At 65.8% G+C, this 22,765-nt stretch carries 20 protein-coding genes and 1 tRNA gene; 10 read left to right on the top strand and 11 right to left on the bottom strand.

What is annotated here, in order from left to right; genetic code table 11:
- Positions 1–109: 109 nt before the first annotated feature.
- Positions 110–1,201 (top strand): tyrosine recombinase XerC, encoded by a 1,092-nt coding sequence (gene xerC, locus RXV88_RS14125; protein ID WP_316293929.1) that lies wholly within the window; start codon positions 110–112, stop codon positions 1,199–1,201.
- 41 nt (positions 1,202–1,242) lie between these two features.
- On the opposite strand, the gene RXV88_RS14120 is transcribed toward xerC, so the two are convergent.
- Positions 1,243–1,317, bottom strand: a tRNA-Phe gene (locus RXV88_RS14120).
- Between the two features lie 147 nt (positions 1,318–1,464).
- Here RXV88_RS14120 and mnmH point away from each other — a divergent pair.
- The gene (gene mnmH, locus RXV88_RS14115) at positions 1,465–2,523 is read left to right on the top strand and encodes a tRNA 2-selenouridine(34) synthase MnmH (protein ID WP_316293927.1); all 1,059 of its coding nucleotides are present in this window, start codon (positions 1,465–1,467) and stop codon (positions 2,521–2,523) included.
- On the opposite strand, the gene selD is transcribed toward mnmH, so the two are convergent.
- Complete coding sequence (selD, locus tag RXV88_RS14110) at positions 2,505–4,664, bottom strand: selenide, water dikinase SelD (RefSeq protein ID WP_316293924.1); 2,160 nt, start codon at positions 4,662–4,664, stop codon at positions 2,505–2,507. The two genes, mnmH and selD, sit on opposite strands and share 19 nt — an antisense overlap.
- Positions 4,665–4,891: 227 nt before the next feature.
- Here selD and RXV88_RS14105 point away from each other — a divergent pair, with 227 nt between their 5' ends.
- The 4 genes from RXV88_RS14105 (at position 4,892) to RXV88_RS14090 (ending at position 8,916) form a co-directional block, all read left to right on the top strand.
- Positions 4,892–6,316 carry a circularly permuted type 2 ATP-grasp protein gene (locus tag RXV88_RS14105; protein WP_316293923.1) on the top strand — a complete coding sequence of 475 codons (1,425 nt, stop codon included), beginning with the start codon at positions 4,892–4,894 and terminating at the stop codon, positions 6,314–6,316.
- A gap of 5 nt (positions 6,317–6,321) precedes the next feature.
- Positions 6,322–7,275, top strand: a complete 954-nt coding sequence (locus tag RXV88_RS14100) for an alpha-E domain-containing protein (protein ID WP_316293921.1) — start codon at positions 6,322–6,324, stop codon at positions 7,273–7,275.
- Positions 7,272–8,102 (top strand): transglutaminase family protein, encoded by an 831-nt coding sequence (locus RXV88_RS14095; RefSeq protein ID WP_316293918.1) that lies wholly within the window; start codon positions 7,272–7,274, stop codon positions 8,100–8,102. Before RXV88_RS14100 ends, RXV88_RS14095 begins: the two co-directional genes overlap by 4 nt.
- A gap of 91 nt (positions 8,103–8,193) precedes the next feature.
- The gene (locus RXV88_RS14090; protein WP_316293916.1) at positions 8,194–8,916 is read left to right on the top strand and encodes a peptidase; all 723 of its coding nucleotides are present in this window, start codon (positions 8,194–8,196) and stop codon (positions 8,914–8,916) included.
- On the opposite strand, the gene RXV88_RS14085 is transcribed toward RXV88_RS14090, so the two are convergent.
- From RXV88_RS14085 to trpB, 4 genes are all read right to left on the bottom strand, one after another.
- Complete coding sequence (locus RXV88_RS14085; RefSeq protein WP_316293914.1) at positions 8,913–9,416, bottom strand: helix-turn-helix transcriptional regulator; 504 nt, start codon at positions 9,414–9,416, stop codon at positions 8,913–8,915. The two genes, RXV88_RS14090 and RXV88_RS14085, sit on opposite strands and share 4 nt — an antisense overlap.
- Before the next feature lie 24 nt (positions 9,417–9,440).
- Entirely contained in the window at positions 9,441–9,941 is a 501-nt protein-coding gene (locus tag RXV88_RS14080; protein WP_316293912.1) for a hypothetical protein, read from the bottom strand.
- Between the two features lie 33 nt (positions 9,942–9,974).
- Complete coding sequence (locus tag RXV88_RS14075; protein ID WP_316293910.1) at positions 9,975–10,457, bottom strand: PepSY domain-containing protein; 483 nt, start codon at positions 10,455–10,457, stop codon at positions 9,975–9,977.
- A gap of 220 nt (positions 10,458–10,677) precedes the next feature.
- Positions 10,678–11,898 (bottom strand): tryptophan synthase subunit beta, encoded by a 1,221-nt coding sequence (gene trpB / locus RXV88_RS14070; RefSeq protein ID WP_316293908.1) that lies wholly within the window; start codon positions 11,896–11,898, stop codon positions 10,678–10,680.
- Between the two features lie 197 nt (positions 11,899–12,095).
- Between trpB and RXV88_RS14065 the strand changes: the two genes are divergently transcribed.
- Complete coding sequence (locus RXV88_RS14065) at positions 12,096–13,007, top strand: lipid A-modifier LpxR family protein (protein ID WP_316293906.1); 912 nt, start codon at positions 12,096–12,098, stop codon at positions 13,005–13,007.
- 145 nt (positions 13,008–13,152) lie between these two features.
- A complete protein-coding gene (locus RXV88_RS14060; protein ID WP_316293903.1) occupies positions 13,153–14,217 on the top strand; it encodes a Hint domain-containing protein in 1,065 nt (354 codons plus the stop codon).
- Positions 14,218–14,470: 253 nt separating this feature from the next.
- Here RXV88_RS14060 and RXV88_RS14055 read toward each other — a convergent pair whose 3' ends face one another.
- Positions 14,471–14,971 carry an SH3 domain-containing protein gene (locus RXV88_RS14055; protein WP_316293901.1) on the bottom strand — a complete coding sequence of 167 codons (501 nt, stop codon included), beginning with the start codon at positions 14,969–14,971 and terminating at the stop codon, positions 14,471–14,473.
- Positions 14,972–15,091: 120 nt separating this feature from the next.
- On the opposite strand from RXV88_RS14055, the gene RXV88_RS14050 reads away from it, so the two are divergent.
- Together RXV88_RS14050 and ggt are read left to right on the top strand one after the other, a co-directional pair.
- Entirely contained in the window at positions 15,092–16,078 is a 987-nt protein-coding gene (locus tag RXV88_RS14050) for a D-glycerate dehydrogenase (RefSeq protein WP_316293899.1), read from the top strand.
- Between the two features lie 185 nt (positions 16,079–16,263).
- Positions 16,264–18,045, top strand: a complete 1,782-nt coding sequence (gene ggt / locus RXV88_RS14045) for a gamma-glutamyltransferase (RefSeq protein ID WP_316293897.1) — start codon at positions 16,264–16,266, stop codon at positions 18,043–18,045.
- Positions 18,046–18,113: 68 nt separating this feature from the next.
- Here ggt and RXV88_RS14040 read toward each other — a convergent pair whose 3' ends face one another.
- The 4 genes from RXV88_RS14040 to RXV88_RS14025 all read right to left on the bottom strand — a co-directional run bounded on the left by RXV88_RS14040 (position 18,114) and on the right by RXV88_RS14025 (position 22,765).
- A complete protein-coding gene (locus tag RXV88_RS14040; RefSeq protein WP_316293895.1) occupies positions 18,114–19,469 on the bottom strand; it encodes a TRAP transporter large permease subunit in 1,356 nt (451 codons plus the stop codon).
- A gap of 3 nt (positions 19,470–19,472) precedes the next feature.
- Positions 19,473–20,804: a TRAP transporter small permease subunit gene (locus RXV88_RS14035; protein WP_316293894.1), complete on the bottom strand. Its 1,332-nt coding sequence runs from the start codon at positions 20,802–20,804 to the stop codon at positions 19,473–19,475.
- Between the two features lie 96 nt (positions 20,805–20,900).
- Positions 20,901–21,989 carry a TRAP transporter substrate-binding protein DctP gene (gene dctP / locus RXV88_RS14030; protein WP_316293892.1) on the bottom strand — a complete coding sequence of 363 codons (1,089 nt, stop codon included), beginning with the start codon at positions 21,987–21,989 and terminating at the stop codon, positions 20,901–20,903.
- 248 nt (positions 21,990–22,237) lie between these two features.
- Positions 22,238–22,765 (bottom strand): chemotaxis protein CheD, encoded by a 528-nt coding sequence (locus RXV88_RS14025; protein WP_316293891.1) that lies wholly within the window; start codon positions 22,763–22,765, stop codon positions 22,238–22,240.

Here is a 22,765-nt window from a genome sequence, read left to right as displayed (position 1 = left end):
GGCTCCAGACGCGCCATCTGCGCATCACTCAGCCAGAAGAGATCAGACATATCACCGCTCTGTTTTCGCGCGGTGAACCATGCCCTTCCGCCATCCTTGGCAAGTTGTAATGACGCGGATCAGGATAAAGGGCTTCAAAATTTTTGATGACCGGCACGGGAAACCGCGCTGCTATCATCGCGCGACGGGTCACAAGATCGACCTGGAAAAAAGCCCGCTGGGATCGGCGGAGTTCTTCGCGGAATGTGCCCGTATTGCAGCCATTTCCGAGGCGAGGAAGGCGCAAGACCCTAAGCCGGGAACACTTGGCGGGCTGGTCAATGCTTATTTCCAGACGGAGCACTTTGGCAATCTGGCGGACGCGACCAAGCGCGACTATCGCAAATGCGCTGACTTCCTGCACCCGATCCGCGACACGCCCGTTTCCGCGATCACGACGCCCCTTGTGTCGGGCATCCATGACAAGGCGACGGGCAAGATCGGCTGGCGGCGGGCAAACATGGTCCGCACCTTCCTGAGCCAAGTTTTTCGCTATGCCATTCCGCGCGGGCTTATCGACCAGGACTATGCGGCGGGCGTCATTCCCAAGCCACGCCCGAAAGATCGGCCCTATGCTAACCGCCCCTGGACGGTCGAAGAACGAGCCGTAGTGTTGGATCGGGCCGCGCCACACGTTCGGGTGGCGGTGGCGCTTATTATGAACACCGGCCTTGATCCGTCCGACGCGCTCAAGCTGACCCGCCGCCAGATCGACGGAAACACAATCTGGGGCGTTCGGGGCAAGACGGGGCATAAGTTCGCCATTCCCATAGGCCCGTCACTGCAAGCCGCTCTGGACGCCGCACCGGCTCACGACGCGGTGACGATCCTTGCCTCGACCAGGGGTAAGCCTTGGACCTACAACGGCTTTTCGACCGTTTGGCAGCGCTTCAAGAAAAAGCTGGAAGCTGAGGATGCGGTTCAACCCGGTCTGACGCTCAAGGGGCTGCGGCATACGGTGGCCACGACGCTGCGCGAGGCGGGGCTTGAGGAGCGCCAGATTGCGGACCTGCTGGGGCAGAAAACCCCTTCGATGGCCCGCCACTATTCCCGGTCCGCCAACCTTGCCGACCGCAACCGGATCACGATGGAAACGCTGGAAAAGGAGAACGAACGTCGATCAAAAGGTGTCAAACCCTTTAAGAAAACTGTCAAACCTTGAAAGGCCTAAGAATGAAAGTATGGCAATATCAAGCGTTTGAATGGTGCCCGGGGGCGGAATCGAACCACCGACACGAGGATTTTCAATCCACTGCTCTACCCCTGAGCTACCCGGGCACGGGTGAACGCTTGCGTTCGGGTGCGGGCGGTCTAGCTCTTGTCGTGACCGGTGTCCAGAGGGTTTTTTCGACAGCCGGCGGCGGTCGGGCGCGGGTCTTTGCGTTTTCGCTTTTCTTCGCGCCGACGCGCACTTACATCACCTGAATGGCGCTTGACCCCGCAACATTGACGGCCCTTCTGGATCACGGTTTCGATGACGTGATCGATGTGCGCAGCCCGGCCGAATATGCCGAGGATCACGTGCCCGGCGCGATCAATCTTCCGGTTCTCGACGACGAGGAACGCGCGCGGGTCGGTACGATCTACAAGCAGCAGAGCCCGTTTCTGGCGCGCAAGCTGGGGGCGGCGCTGGTGTTTCGCAATGCCGCGGCGCATGTCGAGGGGCCTCTGGCGGGGCACGAGGGCGGCTGGCGGCCGCTGGTCTATTGCTGGCGCGGCGGGCAGCGGTCGGGGTCTTTTGCCTGGATACTGCGCGAGATCGGCTGGCGGGCCGAGGTGGTCGCGGGGGGCTATCGCACTTATCGCCGCCTGGTCGTGGCGCAGCTTTACGACGATCCGCTGCCGTTCCGGTTCATCCAGCTTGGCGGCTATACCGGCACCGGCAAGACCGAGCTTTTGCACCGGCTGCAGGGCCTTGGCATTCAGGTGATCGATCTGGAGGGGCTGGCCCGGCATCGCGGATCCCTTTTGGGGGCCATGGACGGGGGGCAACCCAGCCAGAAGGGTTTCGAGACCGGGCTGAGCTTGGCGCTCAGCCGGCTCGATCCGGCGCGGCCCGTGGTCGTCGAGGCGGAATCGAGCAAGATCGGGCACTGTGTGCTGCCGCCCAGCCTCTGGCAGGCGATGAAGGACGCCCCCTGGATCGAGGTCCGTGCGCCGCTCGAGGCGCGGGCGGTCTATCTCGACCGGGCTTATGACGACATCCTTTCGGATGCGCCGGGTCTGCTGGACAAGTTGCAGCCGCTCAGGCGGCACCGTGGCCATGCGCTGATCGATGAATGGGCGGGGTTTCTGGCGGCGGGCGACCGGTTGGCGCTGACGCGCTCGCTGGCGGCGGATCATTACGATCCGGCCTATGACAAGTCGATGAAGGCGCTGGCGCCGAAGGTTCTGGCCCGGGTCGAGACGCCGGATCTGACGCCGCAGGCGCTAGACGATCTGGCGCTGCGCCTGGCCCGGGTGGTTCAGTCGAGCGCGATCTGACCCGCGTTCGCGGTGATTTCTCCGACGATGGCGGCGGGCTCGCCCGCGTCGCGCAGGGCTGCGAGGGTCGCATCGGCACGGTCGGGCGCGACGGCGGCCAGCAACCCGCCCGAGGTCTGGGGATCCAGCATGAGATCGCAAAGCGCGGTATCGAGCCAGCCGGGCAGGGCGGCGCGGTTCTGCGGGAAGAGCGACGAGCGGATCCCGCGCTCTGCCAGCCTCAGCGCGCCCGGCAGCAGCGGCACGGTCTCGGGCCGCAAGAGCGCGCCGACGCGTGACGCCTCGCACATCCCCTGCAAATGCCCGGCCAGCCCGAAGCCCGTCACATCGGTCATTGCGCTGGCGTGGCGCAAGAGCCCCGCGGCGGTCCGGTTCGACCGGCACATCTGCGCCAGCGCTCCGGCGACCCAGTCGCCGGGCGCAGCACCCGTCATCTCGGCGGCCATGATGACGCCGGTCCCCACGGGGCGGGTGAGGATCAGCTTGTCGCCGGGCCGCGCCCCGGCCAGCGTGATCGGCGGCGCGTCCAGCAGGCCGGTGATGGTGAAGCCGATGGTCAGTTCGGACCCGACCGACGAATGCCCGCCGACGATTGCGGCCCCGGCCTCGGCCATCGCCTCGGACGCGGTCGTCATGATCTCGTCCATCGTGCGCCGGGTCAGCGCGTCCGACAGGCGCGGCAGGATCAGCGTGGCGGTGGCGGCCTGCGGGTTTGCCCCCATCGCCCAGATGTCGTTGAGCGCGTGCTGGGCGGCGATGCGGGTCATGACGACCGGGTCGTCGGTCAGGGCGCGCAGGTGATCGGTGCTGATCACTTGCCGCGCCCCGCCGGTCTGCAAGAGCGCCGCGTCGTCGCCGGGCAGGGGGGTGATGTCGGAGCGGCCATGGGGCGTCGTCCGATGCAGCACCGCATTCAGCGTGCCGCGCCCGACCTTGGAACCGCAGCCGCCGCACATCGGCTTGGGGCCCATAGCCTCGCGCAGGCCATGGGCGCGGGGCCAGGGCAGGGCGGGCGGCGTCATGTGTGGCAGGTCGCGGAAGCGGTCCATGAAGCGCTGGTCGATGCGGTCTTTCCAGCGCCAGACCCAGGGGCCCGAAAACGCCAGTCCGAAGCGGTCGCCAAGGGCTGCCTTGCCGCCCAGCGAGATCAGCTTGAGATAGTCGCGCTGCGGGCGGTAGGGGCGGAGGCCGGTGCCCGCCAGCGTTCCGCGCAGGTTGTCGTAAAGCACCGGGGCCTGACGCACGGCATAGACCCCGGCCTTGGGGCGCGGGTCGAACGACAGATGCGCGCAGTCGCCCACGGCGAAGATGTTCGGATCGCTGCTGCGCAGGCGGTTGTCGACGGTGACGAAACCCTGATGCAACGCCAGACCGGTCTGCGACAGCCACTCGTAGGGCCGCGCCCCGGCGGCACCGGTGACGAAGCGGGCCTCGATCAGGCGGCCATTCGCAAGCGTCACGCCTGCGGCACTGATGCCGGTGATTTCGGCCTGTTCGTGCAGGGTCACGTTCTGTGCCATCAGCGCGTCCAGCAGACGCAGGCGGGCCGGGGCACGCAGGGTGCCGAGCACCTGTTGCGCGTCGATCAGGTGGACCTGCGCGGGCCGCCCGGCGCCGGCCAGCGCGTGGGCCATGGCCATGGAGAGCTCCGCCCCCGCCACGCCGCCGCCGATCACCGCGACCGAGGCCGGGCCCGCGCCGGAAAGGTAGTCGCCCCACCGCGCGGCGAAGGGGCCAAGCGGCTTGGCGGGCACCGCGTGGTCGGCAAAGCCCGGCAGCGCCGGCATGTCCGAGGTGATGCCGATGTCGATCGAGCCCACGTCATAGCCGACCGGCGGCCGCCCCGGCACATGGATCAGCCGGTTGGCGCGGTCGATCCCCGCCGCCGCGCCGAGGATCAGCCGCGCCCCGGCGAACCGCGCCAGACGCACCAGGTCGATGTCCAGCGCATCGCGGTCGTAATGGCCCGCGACATGGCCGGGCAGCATCCCCGAATACGGCGCGGTCGGCCCCGGGTTGATCAGCGTCACCCGCACACCCGGCAGCGGGTCCATGCCCCATTTGCGCAGCACCAGCGCATGGGTATGTCCGCCTCCGATCAGAACCAGATCGCGGGTCAGGGGCAGGGGGGGTGGCTGCATGAGGTCTCCTTTTGGCGGCGGTGCTAGCACAAGAGGGGTCGGGGACCCAGACGCATCCGCGTGATCGCCACGGCGGACCCGCCCGGCAAGGCCGCATGGAACGCATGCGCGACTGACCGCGTTTGCCCAATTAATACTCATCTGGTCGGGATTTCGGCGTTTTCTGCCGCAGACCCTTTTCTTTCCCGCCACAACGGGGGATTTTACAATCCCAAGAGGGAGACGACATGGCCACGGATCAGAACGCGATTTTCAACGAGATGCTGAACGGGCAGGAGGTGCGCGCCGCCTACCAAAGCCTTGAGAAATGGCACAACGCCATGCCGTTAGACCTGCGCAGCCTAAAGCAATCCGAGGCAGAGGCGCTCTTTCGGCGCGTGGGCATCACCTTTGCCGTCTACGGCGAGGGCGGCGATCCGGAGCGGCTGATTCCTTTCGACATGTTCCCGCGCGTCTTCACCGATGGCGAATGGCGCAAGCTCGACCGCGGGATCCGGCAGCGCGCGGCGGCGCTCAACGCCTTTCTGGCCGATGTCTACGACCGGCGCGAGATCATCCGCGCGGGCCGCATCCCCGAACATCTGGTGGTGCAGAACGAGGCCTATGAAAAAGCCGCCATCGGTTTCCGCCCGCCCAAGGGCGTCTATAGCCACATCGTCGGCATCGACCTGGTGCGCACCGGCCCCGATCAGTTCTACGTGCTCGAGGACAATTGCCGCACGCCCTCGGGCGTGAGCTACATGCTGCAGAACCGCGAGATCATGATGCGCATGTTCCCGCAGCTTTTCATCGAGAACCGCATCGCACCGGTGGACAATTACGCGCAAATGCTGCGCAAGACGCTGGCCTCGGTCGCGCCGCAGAAATGCGACGGCGAGCCAAACATCGTGATTCTGACGCCGGGCCAGTTCAACTCGGCCTATTACGAACATTCCTTCCTCGCCGACATGATGGGGGTCGAGCTGGTCGAGGGGCAGGATCTGTTCGTCGAGGGCGATTTCGTCTGGATGAAGACCACCGAAGGCCCGAAAAAGGTCGACGTGATCTACCGCCGGATCGACGACGCCTTCATCGATCCCTTGTGTTTCCGCCCCGACAGTATGCTTGGGGTGCCTGGGCTGATGTCGGTCTACCGCTCGGGCGGGGTGAACATCTGTTCGTGTCCCGGCGCGGGCGTGGCCGACGACAAGGCGGTCTATACTTTCGTGCCCGAGATGATCCGCTTTTACCTGGGCGAAGAGCCGATCCTCGACAACGTGCCCACCTGGCAATGCGCCAAGACCGACGATTGCAAATACGTGCTGGAACACCTGTCGGAACTGGTGGTCAAAGAGGTGCACGGGTCGGGCGGCTATGGTATGCTGGTCGGACCCAAGGCCGACGCCTCGACGATCGAGGCCTTCGCCGCCAAGATCCGCGAGAAACCCCACAATTATATCGCCCAACCGACGCTGGCGCTGTCGGCCTGCCCGACCTTCGTCGAGGAAGGCATCGCGCCACGCCACGTCGACCTGAGGCCCTATTGCCTGGTGGGCGAAAAGATCGAACTGGTGCCCGGCGGGCTGACGCGCGTGGCGCTGACCGAAGGCTCGCTGGTGGTGAACTCGTCGCAGGGCGGCGGGGTCAAGGACACCTGGGTGCTGGCGGAGTAACGGATATGCTGAGCAGAACCGCAAATCACCTCTTCTGGATGGCGCGCTATCTGGAGCGCGCCGAAACCACCGCCCGCCTGCTCGAGGTCGGAGGGCGCAATTCGCTCCTGCCCGACGTGCGCGGCGGCTTTCGCAACGATTGGGAGGCGGTGCTTCAGGCCTCGGGATCGCTGGAAGCCTTCCGGGCCAAATACGGCGAGACCGTCCAGCGCAACATCGAGACGTTCCTGTTCTTCGACGCCGAAAACCCGTCGTCGGTGCTGTCCTGCATCAACGCCGCGCGCGAGAACGCGCGGGTTGTGCGCACGGCGCTCACCTCGCCGGTGTGGGACGCTCTGAACACCGCCTATCAGGAACTGCAAGAGCTGCAGCGGACCGAACGCAGCAAGCTTATGCTGACCGATCTCAGCGAATGGACCTTGCGCACCTCGTATCTCGTGCGGGGGGCGATCTCGGCCACGCAGCTGCGCAACGACGGCTATCACTTCATGGGTCTCGGCACGAGCATCGAACGCGCCGACAACACCGCTCGGCTGATCGAAGTGAAATACTACGTGCTGCTGCCAAGCGTGTCCTATGTCGGGTCGGGGCTGGACCAGTCGCAATGGGTCACCCTCTTGCGGTCGATGTCGGCGCATCGCGCCTTCACCTGGGCCTATCCGGGCGAGGTCAGCGCCGAGAAGATCGCCGATTTCCTGATCCTCAACCAGATGTTCCCGCGCTCGCTGCTGTCGTCGGTGCGGTGGTCGAACGATCACCTCGATCACATCGCCCGCGGATATGGCAGGACGACGGATGCGCAGAGCTGCGCGCGCAACCTGCTGGCCGAACTGGCAGAGGCGGGGATCAACGACATCTTCGAGGAAGGTCTGCACGAATTCCTGACGCGGATGATGGCGCAGAACGGGCGGCTCTCCGAGGTCGTGCAGGACACCTACCTGAGAGGACTGGCGGCATGAGACTTAATGTGCATCACGTCACGCGCTCGCGGTTCGACGCGCCGGTGCGGGGGCTGATCCAGACCCAGCGGCTTTATGCGGCCAGCCATGCCGGGCAAACGGTGCTGGACTGGTCGGTCGAGACGCCCGGCGCGATCCGCGGCGCGGGCTTTCGCGACAGCGCCGGGGACTGGGTCGAAACAATCACCCTGCGCGGCCCCCTGACCGAGGCCGTCGTCGAAGTGCGGGGCACGGTCGACACCGCCGACACCTTCGGCGTGCTGCGCGAGCACCGCGAAAAGGTGCCGCCGCTGGTCTACACGACGCCCACGCGCAAGACGCAGCCCGACAACGCGCTTCGGGAATTGTCGGCGGATACGCTCGCCGGCATGTCGCAGGACAGCGCCCTCGACCGCGCCCATGCGCTGTCGAATGCCGTGGCCGACGCCATCGCCTATCGCCCTGGTGAGACCGAGGCCCACACCACCGCCGCCGAGGCGCTCGCGGGCGGCAGCGGCGTTTGCCAGGATCACACCCACGCGCTGATCTCGGTGGCCCAGGTCGCCGGAATCCCGGCGCGCTATGTGATGGGCTATCTCTATGCCGATGCCGACGGCATCGTGCACGAGGCCAGCCACGCCTGGACCGAGCTTTGGGTGCCGGATCTGGGCTGGGTCGGCTTCGACGTCTCGAATCGCTGCTGCCCGGACGACAAGTACATCCGGCTTGGCTCGGGGATCGATTCCGTCGATGCGGCCCCCATCCGTGGGCTGGTGCAGGGCAGTCAGCCGGCCGAGCATCTGGCGGTCGAGGTGGTGGTGACCGCCGGGCAACAGCAACAGCAGTAACGCAATGGTAACGCAGGTTCCGATACCGCTTGGCATTGCCGCCGTCACGGGCGCGTCATAAGCGTGGTGTCAGGCTAGGGGGACATCGGCCATGACCTATTGTGTTGGACTGGCGCTGCGGGCGGGTTTCGTGCTGCTGTCGGACACGCGCACCAACGCGGGGCTCGACAATATCGCCACCTACCGCAAGATGTTCACCTTCGAGGATCCGGGCGACCGGGTGATCGCGATCATGACCGCCGGGTCTCTGTCGATCACGCAGACGGTGATGTCGCGGCTGGACGACGCCAACAGCGATCCCGACAGCGCCGACGCCATCCTGCGCGCACCGACCATGCTCAAGGTGGCCGAAATCATCGGCCGCATGTTGTCCGACGTCACCGCCGAGGTCTCGGCCAAGATGGACAGGATGAGCCAGGGTGCCAGCGCCTCGATGATCGTGGCGGGCCAGCGCAGTGGCGGGCCGATGCGGCTTTTCCTGGTTTATCCCGAGGGCAATTTCATCGAGGCGACCGAGGACACGCCGTTCCTGCAGATCGGCGAGCACAAATACGGCAAGCCCATTCTGGACCGCGTGATCACCATGGACACCTCTCTGGAGGATGCGGAAAAGGCCGTGCTGCTGTCGATGGATTCGACCCTGCGCTCGAACCTCAGCGTCGGCATGCCGCTTGATATGGTGGTGATCGAGGCCGATGCGATGGCGGTGTCCCGCCGCCGCCGGATCGAGGCCGACGACAAGGGCTTTGCCCGCATCAGCCAGGAATGGTCCGAGGCCCTGCGCGAGGCGTTCCAGAAGATCAAGCCGGTCTAGGCGGCGTCCACGCCGGGCAGGGCGTCGCCCATCAGGTCGTCGATAAAAAGGCTCAGTAGCTGCGGCCGCCCGCTGACCCCGGCCTTGCGGTAGATTGCGTTTGTCTGAGCCTTGACCGTGCCTTCGGAGGTGCTGCGCATAGCGGCGATCTCGGCGGTCGACAGCCCCTTGATGGCGAATAGGGCGACGTCGCGTTCCGCCGGCGTCAGCCCCCATTCGGTGAAACGTTCCTCGAGCACGTCCATGAACGCGCCCGAGGCGACGCGCAGCCCGGTCTCGGCCGCCTTCTGGCGACGCACCGACAGCACCAGCAGCCGGGCCGACACGCCGACGCCCATGATCAGCCCGACCACCGCGCCGATCTCGATCAGCTCGTAGAGCGCCCAGGCGATCGGCGCGGTGCGCAGGCCCAGCAGGCTTGTCAGGATGTCCCAGAACAGGAACAGCCCGCAGACAAGCTGCAGCGCAAAGAGCGCGGTAAGGGCCAGGTTCTGTTTCACCGTCCGGGCTCCGCCCGTCGGGGCTCAATCGTCGTCGTCATCGTCGTCGTCGCCACCTCCGCCGCCGCCCCCTCCGCCGGAGCCGCTGTTGTCGTTGTCGTCGTCATCGTCGTCGTCGTGGCCGCCGCCACCCGAGCCGCTGTTATCGTCGTCCTTGTCGTCGTCCTTATCGTCGTCCTTGTCATCGTCCTTGTCGTCGTCGTCATCATCGTCGCGGTTGCCGGGGCCGCTGTTGCCGCTGCGGTCCGACCCGCCCGATCCCGACTTGCCGTTTTCCGAGGACCGGTCGATGTAATCGCGCAGGATCGCGCCGGTGGCGGGGTTGAGCACGATCTCGCGCCGCCCGGCCGGGCCGGTCGCGAGGATGCGCACCCGCCCCAGAAGCGTTCGGCGCACACGGATGCGGGTATAGCCCTGGCGTTGCAGCTGGTTGACCACCTGGTCCTTGGCGGTCTGCGCCAAGGCCGGGTTCGGGCCGAGGACGACAAGCGCCCCCGCCCCCAGAAGGAAGCCCCGCCGTTTCATCGCAGCGCCCCGTCGCGGCCCCGACGGGCCGGATCAATCGTCATCGTCGTCGTCGTGATCATCCTCATGACCGCCCCCATGATCCGAGCCATGCCCGTGATCGTCGTCGTGATCGTCGTCGTCATGGCCTGGTCCGTGATCCTTATCATGATCGTCATCGTGGTCGTCGCCATGTTCATCATCGCCCCCGCCGAAGGAATTGTCATCCCCGCCCGAGGCGCGCAGGAAATCGCGATTGCGGTTCCGCACCTCGACGCCCGCGCTGCGGTCGCCGGGCTCGGCCATCTCCCATTCCTGTTTCAGGATTTGTCCTGTGGCGCGGTCGTAGATCGCTTCGGTCTTGCGGTTGCCCAGCACCGCCTCGACCTTGGTCTGGGTCGGGCCGTTCTTCACCTCGATCCCGGCAAAGCCCTTGGCGCGGAAATCGGCGATCACCGCGTCCGAAAACGCGTCGGCCAGCGCCATCGAACCGGCCAGAGCGGCAGCGGCGGTGCTGATGATAAAACGGAATGTCATTTGTCTTGCCTTTCGCTTGGGCCGCCCAACCTGGGGCGGCGTGACGTGAACAGCGGCAAGACTGCCCGCCGGGCCACACCGGCGATATTGGCACAAGGATTAGCAGGACTGCGATAAACCCCCGGCGCAGCGGCATAAACCCTGGTTTATACCGCGCAAAACAAAACGCCCCGCCGCGGGATGCGCGGCGGGGCGTTGATTGCATCAAAGGAACCGGGTCTCAGCCCATGTCAAAGCCCAGGTGCTTGGCGACGGTAAAGATGTCCTTGTCGCCACGCCCGCACATGTTCATGCAGATGATGTGATCGGCGGGCAGTTCCGGCGCGATCTTCATGACATGCGCCAGCGCGTGGGAGGGTTCGAGCGCGGGAATGATGCCCTCGGTCTCGCAGCAAAGCTGAAACGCCTCCAGCGCCTCCTTGTCGGTGATCGCGACGTATTTGGCGCGGCCCACCTCGTGCAGCCAGGAATGTTCCGGCCCGATCCCGGGATAGTCGAGACCCGCCGAGATCGAGAAGCCTTCGAGGATCTGCCCGTCGTCGTCCTGCAAGAGATACGTGCGGTTGCCATGCAGCACGCCCGGCCGCCCGCCGGTCAGCGAGGCGCAATGTTCCATCTTCTCGTTGACGCCCTTGCCGCCCGCCTCGACGCCGATGATGTTTACGTCCGGATCGTCGAGGAACGGATAGAAAAGCCCCATCGCGTTCGACCCGCCGCCGATGGCGGCGATGATCGTGTCGGGCAGACGGCCCTCGGCCTCTTGCATCTGCTCGCGGGTTTCCTTGCCGATGATCGACTGGAAATCGCGCACCATGGCGGGGTAGGGGTGCGGGCCCGCCACCGTGCCGATGCAGTAGAACGTGTCGCGCACATTGGTCACCCAGTCGCGCAGCGCGTCGTTCATCGCGTCCTTGAGCGTGCCCCTGCCAGAGGTCACCGGCATCACCTCGGCCCCCAAAAGCTTCATCCGGAAGACGTTGGGCTGCTGGCGCTCGACGTCATGCGCACCCATGTAGACCACGCATTTCAGACCGAACTTGGCGCAGACGGTGGCGGTGGCCACGCCGTGCTGGCCCGCGCCGGTCTCGGCGATGATGCGGGTCTTGCCCATGCGGCGCGCGAGGATGATCTGGCCCAGCACGTTGTTGATCTTGTGCGCGCCGGTGTGGTTCAGCTCGTCGCGCTTCATATAGACCTTGGCCCCGCCCAGCCGCTCGGTCAGCCGTTCGGCGAAGTAAAGCGGCGAGGGGCGGCCGACGTAGTGCTTCCACAGAAAATCCATCTCGTCCCAGAAGGATTGGTCGGTCTTGGCGCGCTCGTATTGCTCTTCCAGTTCCAGGATCAGCGGCATCAGCGTCTCGGACACGAAGCGCCCGCCGAAGATGCCAAAGCGGCCCTTTTCGTCGGGGCCGGTCATGAAGGAATTGGCCAGATCGTTCATCTTTGCTCTCCCGTGGTCTGGCGCTCTGTCTACGCCAGCTTGACCCGTGAAGGCCAGAGCGGAAACGACCTGAATGTGCGGCTGCGAGACCGGGCGAAACGGCCACAGCCCGGCAAAATCGTGTGGCGCGGTCTTGGCCTGTGCCGCCGGTGTGGTAACCAGAACTTCGCCGTGGGGGCCGCAACGAAAGACATTCGATGTTCCGACAGTTTTGTCGCGCCCTGGCCGCATGCCTTGTGCTGACCTCGCCTCTGGCTGCCGAAGACCGCCTGCCGCTGGGTTACGGGCGTCTGTCCACCAACGATCTTTTCGCCGAAGGGCGCGACCGCTGGCAGACCGGGTCGGTCGCGTCAAGCCGGGTGCGCGGGCCGGACTGGACCGGACACGCGCCCGACGCGCCCGGTGCGCTGCTGGAATACCGGCTGGGCTTTCACGTCATGTCGCCGTCGAACCTGCGCAACCCCGCGCCGGGCGACCGGCCGCTGGCCACCGCCATCAGCCTGGGTCTGCACACGCATTTCACCCGCGGCGCGGCTGAGATCGCGCTGGGCGGCGATCTTGTGGTGACGGGCCCGCAGACCGGGCTCGACGATTTTCAGACCGCGCTGCATGACGCGATCGGCATCGCGCCGCCCAGCCCGGGCGTGAAGGACCGCCAGATCGGCAACGGCGTGCATCCAAGTTTCGTGGGTGAGATCGGGCAGGACATCGCCTGGGGCGGGGCGCGCCTGCGTCCTTTCGCCGAGGCGCGCTGGGGCGCCGAGACGCTGGTGCGCCTCGGGGCGGATCTGACGCTGGGCGTGGTGGGGCAGGGCGAGCTTTTGGTACGCGATCCGGTCACCGGCCAGCGCTACCGCGCCGTGCAGACCGACGCGCCCGGCAGCAGTTTCGTGCTGGGCGGCGATATCGCCTATGTCGACAGCAGCATCTTCCTGCCCGAAAGCCGCGGTTACGCACTGACCGACAGCCGCCAGCGGCTGCGCGCGGGGGTGCACTGGCAGGGCGAACGGCATTCGGCCTTCTACGGGCTGACCTGGCTGGGCGAGGAATTCGACGGCCAGCCGAACGGTCAGGTCGTCGGCTCTTTGAGGCTCAAACTGGCGTTCTGACCGCCGGGGGTTGTGTCATTCCCGCAACCTTCTGGCGAACTGACACAAATCGTGTCGGAGTTTATGCCACGTAGCGCTTTGCCGATTCGCTGTGCTCTGATACCAATCCGTTAATAAAAAAATAACAGAGCAGGCATACAGGCACATGGGAACGGGCTTTTCGGGCACGTTCGTCATCTCCTGGACGCAGACGGATATAGACGGCCTCGATGCCGCGCCGCCGTCCGCGTTGACCGTCGGGGCCACATGGTCGTGGCGGGGGGAGGCCGTCCGGGTGGACGGACCCAGCACGCTGTTGCGGCTGGAGCAGGCAGATGGCGAAGCCAATATCCGCAAACGCGCGGCGCGCATGGTGCGCCGGCTCGTCGGTGCGGCGGTGAAGAACACCACGCAGATCGACAGTATCGAGGTCGATCATCCGCTGACCGATCAGAGCTTTGTGGTCACCAACGGCGTCCAGAGCTTTACCGTCACCGTGATCGAGGTGTCGGGCGGGGCACGTCCCTTGCTGATGTTCCTTGACGAGATGCCGCCGCAGAACACCGAGCTTTGGGTCGTCCACCACACTCTGGAACCCGGTCTGGGTCACGCGGCCGCCGAGACCGGCGGCGGCGTGATCTGCTTTACGCCGGGCACCCGCATCTTGACGCCGGACGGCCCGCGCCTGATCGAGGATCTGCGCGAGGGCGATCAGGTTCAGACCAAGGACAACGGTGCGCAGCCTATCCAGTGGATCGGCAGCCGCCACATGACCGGCGCGCGGCTGTTCGCGATGCCCCGGCTGCGGCCGATCCGCATCCGCGCCGGCGCCTTCGGCATGGACCGCCCCGACGAGGAATTCCTGGTCTCGCCGGAACACCGGATGGTCGTGCGCGGCGCCGTGGCGCGCGCGCTTTTCAACACGCACGAGGTGCTGGTCGCGGCCAAGGATCTGGTCGATGGCGACAAGGTCACGCTGGACATGAATGTGCGCGCGGTGACCTATGTGCATCTGCTGCTGCCGCGCCACGAGGTGCTTTTCGCCAACGGGATGGAGACCGAGAGCTTCCACCCCGCCAACACCGCGCTGGCCACGCTGAGCGATGCCGACCGCGCGCGGCTGCTGGCGCAGCTGCCGGTGATCGAGGACAACCCCCATGCCTATGGCGGCTATGCAAGGCGCAACCTTTCGGCCTCGGAGGCGGCGATCCTGATGCACGAGGCGGCTTAGGGGGCGGCAGGGGCAGACTGGCCCATTGCTCTTGGGTAACGAAAGCCGCGACCTGCGCCTGTCCGTGGGGTGGCGCTGCTACGGTACGTCTACGCGCTTTATCCCAGCCCAGTCATCGCACCGAATGAGCGGCGTACTCACGTCACCAAAGCGCCAGCCCGCCGGGACGGGCAGGCGCTGGTCGCGGCGGCCTGCGGCCTTGATTCCGCGACTTGAGGGCGCTGATCAGAGTTAAAACAGGGCACCCCGCCCGTTATTCGCGAATCTCGTCCGGCCGAACGCCCCAGAGCGCGGTTTTCTGACCCCATCCCTTGTAGCCGCCCGCGCTGAGGTGGCACCATTCGGGGCCGCAATCGCCCAGCCGGGCGATCACCCCCAGCGCCAGCTTGGCGGCCACCGGCGCGCCCGGATCGGGCCGGGTGTGCAGCGGCAGAAGGTCGGAATCCACGATCACCGTGCGCACGCCCGACAGCAGAGAGTAATGCACCCAGCCGCCCGCGCCGTCGCGGTCCTGAACGCGCCGCCAGTGGCCGTGTTCGGCGGTGATCTGCAGCGGCATGTCGCGGCGCTTGTAGACCCAGTCGATCCGGTGCGTCAGCGACGGGCCGCGCCGGACGTTGCCCTCGGCGGCCTTCATCGACACGTAGCGCGGCAGCGGCAGGTTGGTCACCGGCCCGCGATCCTGCCCCGCCCATGCGGCATGGCCCAGAAAAAGGGCCGCCAGCAGCCCCGCCCGCAATGCTTTCGCGATCATGTTCCCGATCCTGCCCGAATTCTGCCCAAGGGTTTTTCGCGGCGGGGTTCTTGTGCCCCGTTCCGTCTTGCGACACTCTGCCAAAGCGCCGGGCCAAGGGAAAGCGAAGGGACGAACCACATGCCATCAAAACGTCTGAGTGTTGTCGTGACGCGACGCTTGCCCGATGTGGTGGAGACCCGGCTGAAGGAATTGTTCGACGTGCGTCTGCGCGACGACGACACGCCGATGACCCGCGCCGAGCTGATCGAGGCGGTCCAGAGCGCCGACGTGCTGGTGCCCACGCTGACCGATACGATCGACGCGGGGCTGATCGGGCAGGCGGGCGAGGACCTGCGGCTGATCGCCAATTACGGCGCCGGGGTCGATCATATCGACGTCGAGACCGCGCGCTCGCGCGGGATCCTGGTGTCGAACACGCCCGGCGTGGTGACCGACGACACCGCCGACATGGTGATGGCGCTGATGCTGGGTGTGACCCGCCGCATCCAGGAAGGGCTGGCGGTGATGCAGGAAGGCACCTGGCAGGGCTGGGCGCCGACGGCGTTTCTGGGCGCGCGGCTGGGCGGCAAGCGGCTTGGCATCCTCGGAATGGGCCGCATCGGCCAGGCGGTGGCGCGGCGCGCGCAGGCTTTCGGGATGCAGATCCACTACCACAACCGCCGCCGACTGCGCCCCGAGACCGAGGAGGCGCTGGAGGCGACCTATTGGGAGAGCCTCGACCAGATGGTCGCGCGCATGGATGTGCTGAGCGTGAACTGCCCGCATACGCCTTCGACCTTCCATCTGCTGAACGCGCGGCGGCTGAAGCTGATGAAACCTTCGGCGGTGATCGTGAACACCTCGCGCGGGGAGGTGATCGATGAGAACGCGCTGACGCGGATGCTGAAGGCCGGGGAGCTGGCGGGGGCGGGGCTCGACGTTTATGAACACGGGCATCGCGGAAATCCCGATCTGGTCAACATGCCCAATGTGGTGATGCTGCCGCATATGGGGTCTGCCACGGTCGAGGGGCGGATCGAGATGGGCGAGAAGGTGATCATCAACGTCAAGACCTTCGCCGACGGCCACCGCCCGCCGGACCAGGTCGTGCCGGCGATGCTCTGAAGCTTGCCGTTATCATGTGGAGCGCGGCTGCGCCGCGCGCTGGTTTCTGGAGGGGTTTGCGGATGTGAGCCCTTTTTCTTTCGCCGTCGCGCCGGTGTCGGGGGCGGAGCCTCCGGCGGGGATATTTTGGGATCGATGAAGACGAGCGCTGTGCTAGGCTGAGAGCGATTCAGCTGGAGATTGAAATGCGGTATGTTCTTGGATTTGGATTGGCGGTTGTCCTGAGCGGCGCGGCGCTGGCGCAGGAGGCCGCCGATGCGGTTGCGCCGGAGGCGGCGACGGAGACCGGTTTCGCGGCGCTTTCGGCGGAAGTGGCGGCGGCGCTGGAGGCCAAGGCCTCGGGCGTGCCGGTGGCGGCGTCGGACTGGATGGTGGCCGCGGCCAACCCGCTTGCGGTCAGCGCCGGGGCGCGGGTTCTGCGCGAGGGCGGCACGGCGGCGGATGCCATGGTGGCGGTGCAGGCGGTGCTGGGATTGGTGGAGCCGCAAAGCTCGGGTCTGGGCGGCGGGGCGTTCCTGGTCTGGCACGACGGCGCGAGCGGAGAGATCACCACGCTCGACGGGCGCGAGACCGCGCCGCTGGCGGCGACGCCGGGGCTTTTCCAGGACGACAGCGGCGCGCCGCTGAAGTTCTTCGACGCGGTGGTTGGGGGCCGGTCGGTCGGGGTGCCGGGCACGCCGGCGCTGATGCAGGCGGCGCATGACCGTTGGGGCCGGGCGGACTGGGCCGGGCTTTTCGACGACGCGGTGGCGCTGGCAGAGGGCGGTTTCGCGGTGTCGCCGAGGCTGGCGGCGCTGGTGGCGGGCGATGCGGATCGGCTGGGGCGCTTTCCGGCCACGGCCGCCTACTTCCTGCCCGGGGGCGAGCCGCTGGCCGAGGGCGATATGCTGACCAACCCGCAATATGCGGCGGTGCTGCGGGCGATGGCGGCGCAAGGGGCGGATGCGGTCTATACCGGACGGATCGCACAGGACATCGTCAGCACCGTGCGCGGGGCCGAGGACAATCCCGGCGTCATGGCCGCCGTCGATCTGGCGATCTACGAGGTCAGGGAGCGCCCCGCCGTCTGCGCGCCGTTCCGTGCGCATGAGGTCTGCGGTATGGGGCCGCCGTCGTCGGGGGCGCTGACCGTGGGGCAGATCCTGGGGATGCTGGACCAGAGTGCGGCGGGGGGGGCGGACGACGTGCAGACCTGGCGGCGGATCGGCGATGCCTCGCGGCTCGCCTTTGCGGATCGGGGCCGGTACATGGCCGACAGCGATTTCGTGCCGATGCCCACCGCGGGGCTGGTCGCCCCCGCCTATCTTGCCGAGCGGGCGGCGCTGCTGGAGGGCGACGACGCGCTGCCCGAGGTGGCGCCGGGCAATCCCGAATGGGATCATGCACGGCTCTGGGCCGATGACGAGAGCATCGAGTTTCCCTCGACCTCGCATATCTCGATCGTGGACCAGTACGGCAACGCGCTGTCGATGACGACGACCATCGAGAACGGTTTCGGGTCGCGGCTGATGACCAACGGTTTCCTGCTGAACAACGAGCTGACGGATTTCTCGTTCCGTTCGCACAGCGACGGGGTGCCCATCGCCAACCGGGTGGAGCCGGGCAAGCGGCCGCGCTCGTCTATGTCGCCGACCATCGTGCGCCGGGGCGGCGCGCCAGTGCTGGTGATCGGCTCGCCCGGCGGGTCGCGGATCATCGGCTATGTGGCGCAGGCCATCGTCGCGCATATCGACTGGGGGATGGATGTGCAGCAGGCCATCGCCATGCCGCATGCGGTGAACCGCTTTGGCACCTATGACCTTGAGGCGGGCACCGACATGGAGGCGATGGAAGCGCCGCTTGCCGAGCTTGGCTTCAAGGTCAATCTGCGCGATCTCAATTCCGGGCTGCACGCCATCGCCATCGGGCCGGACGGTTTGCAGGGCGGGGCGGATCCGCGCCGCGAGGGGATCGCGCTGGGGGAATGACCCGGGCCTTGCCGTGAAATAAAAAGGGCTGCCCGTGGGCAGCCCTTTTTGGGGTCATGTGCGATGGTTCAGCCGTAGACCAGCCTGGGCAGCCAGGTGATGATCTGCGGGAAGAACATGCAGAGCACCAGCCCGACGATCTGCAGCGCCAGGAAGGGCAGGGCGGATTTGAAGATGTCGGTCATCGGAATCTCCGCCGGGGCCACGCCGCGCAGGTAGAAGAGCGCATAGCCGAAAGGCGGCGAAAGGAACGACATCTGCATGTTCACCAGGTAGAGCACCCCGAACCACAGCACCAGATCGTCCGGGTTGGTCAGGCCGAAGGGCTCGGGCCCCATCGCCTTGATGATCGGCACGAAGATCGGCACGCAGAGCAGCAGGATGCCGACCCAGTCGAGGAACATGCCCAGGATCACCAGCACGATCATCATGATGATCAGGATGCCCCAGGGGCCGAAACCGGTGGCCTCCAAAGCGCCTTGCACGAATTGCTGGCCACCTTCGAGCACGTAGAGCCCCACGAAGATCGTCGCGCCGAACATGATCCAGATCACCATGGCCGAGGCCTTGAGCGTGGTCAGAGAGGCCTCGCGGATGGTCTGCCAGTCCAGCTTGCGGTGAATGGCCGCCACGATGAAGGCGCCGAAGGTGCCGATGCCCGCGGCCTCGACCGGCGTTGCGACGCCGGTGAAGATCACGCCCAGAACCACCGCAATCAGCGCGATGGGCGCCGACATGTTGCCCATGAGCTTCATCTTTTCGGCGGTGCTGATGCGTTCCTCGACCGGAATCGGCGGGCCCAGCTTGGGGTTGATGACCGAGCGGATGACCACATAGGCGATGTACATGCCCGACAGCAGCAGGCCCGGAATGACCGCGCCGATGAAGAGTTCGCCCACCGATTGCTCGGCCACGACCGCGTAGATGATCGCCAGGATCGACGGCGGGATCAGGATGCCCAGCGTGCCGCCGGCCATGATCGAACCCATCGCGATCTTGGGGTCGTACCCGCGTTTCAGCATGGCGGGCAGGGCGATGATGCCCATGGTCACCACGGCCGCGCCAATGACGCCCACCATCGCGGCCAGCACCGTCGAGGCCAGGATGGTCGCCGCCGCAAGGCCGCCGCGCACACCGCCCAGCACCTTGTAGATGACGTCGAACATCTCGTTGATGATGCCCGCCCTCTCTAGCATCGCCGCCATGAATATGAAGAGCGGGATGGCTGAAAGCTGGTAGTTCGTCATCAATGGGAAGATGCGGCTGGGCACGATGTTCAGCGCCCGCTGGTCGCCCAGAACGAAGAGGAACACACAGGCCAGACCGCCGGTGACGAAGGCCAGAGGCAGCCCCGCCATCAGCAGGACCAGCAGCGACCCGAACATGATGAGTGTCAGCCACTCGATGCCAATCTCAAGTCCCATGCCTCATGCCCCCCGTGCAATCGCGCGGATGTCCTGCGCGAGTTTCGAAATGCCCTGAAGGACAAGCAGCAGGCCACCGATCACCATGACCCATTTCATCGGCCACAAGGGGACCTCCCATTCGTTGAAACTGATCTCGCCCCAGCGGATGTTGGGGTCTGTCCATTGCGCCATGTTCCAGCTGCCCAGCATCTCGCCAAAGCCGATCTCGCCGCGCGCCCAGTCGCTGACCAGGCTGTTGCCCGAGGCCACCGCGTTGGCGTCCATGGCGAAGATGTAACTGGTCACCAGAAGCGTGCCCGCGAAGATGAAGAAGAAGATCGAGGTGAAAAGATCGACCCACGCCTTGTTCGTCCGCTTCATCGGCGCATAGAAGATATCGACGCGCACATGCGCCTCGGTCAGCATCGCATAGGACCCGGCGATCAGGTATTGCATCCCGAACATCAGGTACATCGCCTCGTGCGCCCAGTTGGTCGGGCTGCCAAAAACGTAGCGGCTGATCACCTCGAAGTAATAGACGAAGACCGCGATCACCGCCCAGTAGCTGACGAATTCGCCGGCTTTCAGCGAGAGCTGGTCGATCCAGCCGGTCCAGCCGGCACTGACGTGGTCGGCGTCGTCCTTCTGCTCTTCCTCCTCCAGCTTCTTCAGCGCGATCTCGGCCTCCGACGGCGCCTCGCTCGGCGGAATGGCGGCATTGGCGCGCTTGACCAGCATCGGCAGCAGCAGCGCGTCGATCGCCATCGCGGCAAGCAGCACATAGAAGGCATAGCGCGCGACGTTGTTCCAGAAACCCAGCGCCTCCTGCGCCTCGACTGCGGTGGGGCGGGCGGTTTCCAGATCGGTCTCGGCCTCGGCGATGCGCTCACGGCCTTCGGTGATGCGCTTTTCGGCCCGTTCGACATTGCGCTCGGCGCGGCGCACCGCAAAGGATTCCGGATCCTCTGCCAGCGCCTCGGCCAGCGCGGCCTGCAGGTCGGGCATGTCCGCCTCGGCGGTTTCGACGCGCTCGGTCTCGCGTTCTAGGATCCGCTCGGCCATGCGCACCACGTTGTCGGCATCCGAAACCACCGACCGCGCCGCCTGGCTTTCGGCATTGGCGAAAAGGATGACAAGGAACACCGGAATGAACGCGAGCCCCAGAAGGCTGCGCAGATAGAACCGGTGCAGGCCCAGCATGCCGCCGGTCACCAGTACGAAATAGCCAAGGCTGATCGAGTATTTGGTCTGATCGGGTTTCGGCCGCCTTGACAGTAGCATCGCCACCAGCGGAAAAACGATCAGCCCCACCCAATACGCCCAATGCGGCAGGGAAAAGTCGAGACTGGGCATCGTGCCCCCCCCTCGTTGTCAGATTGTGTCTTTAAACGTAAAGCGACGGGCCCGGCGCCGTGGCGCGGGCCCATCCTTCGTCAAAAGCTGCGCCGATCAGAGATCGAGCGTCATGCCTTCCGTCAGCGCCGGGTCGACATAGCCCAGGCTGCCCGACTGCATATAGTCGAGGATGATCTTGAAGACGCGCGCGGCATCCTTGTCGCGGTTGGCGTACTTGTACCAGACCGGGACCGCCACTTCGGTCATCAGCTCGACGTCGTCCTGGGTCAGACGGGTGACCTCGGTGCCATCGGCCTCGAACTTCTGCCAGGCTTCCTGGTCGGCGGCCTGGATCGCGGCGTGGTGCATGTCCGAATAGACATGCGTCTCCATCTCGACGAACTGCTTCATCTGCGGCGACAGCGCATCCCACGAGGACTGGCCCACGGTGATGTCCATGATGTCGACCGGCTGGTAAAGCGACATGAAGCCCGGAGGGCCCATGACGATGTAGTCGGTCACCTGGCTGAAGCCGAGCGCGTAGTTCACCGCCGGACCCACGTAGTCGGCCACGTCGATGGTGCCCTTTTCCAGCGCCGGGAAGATCTCCGAACCCGGCAGAACCGTGGTTTCGGCGCCGATTTCGGTGAAGATTTCCGCCACCATGCCGCCCGGCAGGCGCATCTTGCGGCCGCGGAAGTCGTCGATCGAGCGGATCGGAACCTTGGAATGGATGATGTTCGGGCCGTGGTGCACGGGGCCGACGAAGTGCATGCCCTGCGCGGCATAAAGCTCGCGCGCGATGTCGAGCCCGCCGAGGCCGTAGTAGAACACGTCGTATTCATGCGGGTTGCGCAGGCCCAGCGGGAAGGACGACAGGAACGTCGCCGCCGGAATGATACCCTGCGCGTAGATGGTGAAGGGGTTCACAGCATCCAGAACGCCGTTCTTGACCGCGTCGTAAAGCTGGAAATCGCCCACGACGTCGTTCGCGCCGAAAGGTGTGAACGACAGCTCGCCGCCGGTCTTTTCCTCGATCGTGGCGCACCAGTCCTTGAAGATCTGCAGTCCGGCGCCGCCGGGCCAGCTCGTCTGGATCTTCCAGTTGGTGCCGTGCGCGGCTGCGGTTGCGATATGCGGTGCGGCCAAGCCGGCAGTACCAAGGCCGATCAGCGCCTTGCGGCGCGATACCAGTGAAGTCATGTTTTCCTCCCACTTTAAAGCCGCCCTCGCAGCAGCTTACCGGCCCAAAGCGCGAACCGGATGCAGACTGTTTAATACTTCGGTGGGAATTGGTAAAGGTTTCTTTCCAATTCGCGGGGTGGGGGCCGCTTTGTAACGGTTCTGCCTTAGAATATTGCGTCTGCGGGACGGCGGCTTGCTGCATTGAACGGCTACATCGAAACGGTGGGCCGTTGCGCCACACGGTCCTTTGAAAAGGCCGAACAGCTTCAGAAAAGGGTGATTCCCGCATCGGCGGCCCGAGGCGCTGGGCGCGGCGGAACCTCCGGCTCGACCGTGTCGGGCACCAGGAACTGCTGCGCGCGCGCCGCCCGAGGCCAGAACCGCAGCCGCCGGGCAGAGGTGCCGCCCAGGCTTTCAGCGACGCAAGGTATGCCCTCGTCCGCCAGAAAGCGCCGGGCGAACGCCGCGTTCGACGCGCCGATGTCGCGCAGGTTGACGTTCATCCGCGCCCCGCCGAAAAGCTTGGCGACCATTCTGTCCTTGCGCGCCCCGTGTTTCAGCAGATCGTTGATCAGCAGTTCCATCAGATAGGCGCCAAAGCGGACGTCGCCGCGGCCGCTCTCGGTCCTTTCGGGCAGCAGGAAATGGTTCATCCCCCCGATTTTTGCTGCAGGGTCGTTCAGGCACACCGCCACGCAAGAGCCCAGCACCGTCGACAGTACGACATTTGGCGCGTCCGCGATCGCGTATTCTCCCTGGATGACGGTGACGGTCTTCTGATCAGGCAGGGTCAT

Origin of the sequence: Aestuariicoccus sp. MJ-SS9 (assembly GCF_032586235.1) — a bacterium.
Lineage (GTDB): Bacteria > Pseudomonadota > Alphaproteobacteria > Rhodobacterales > Rhodobacteraceae > Aestuariicoccus.
This window is presented reverse-complemented; position numbering and strand designations above follow the sequence as displayed.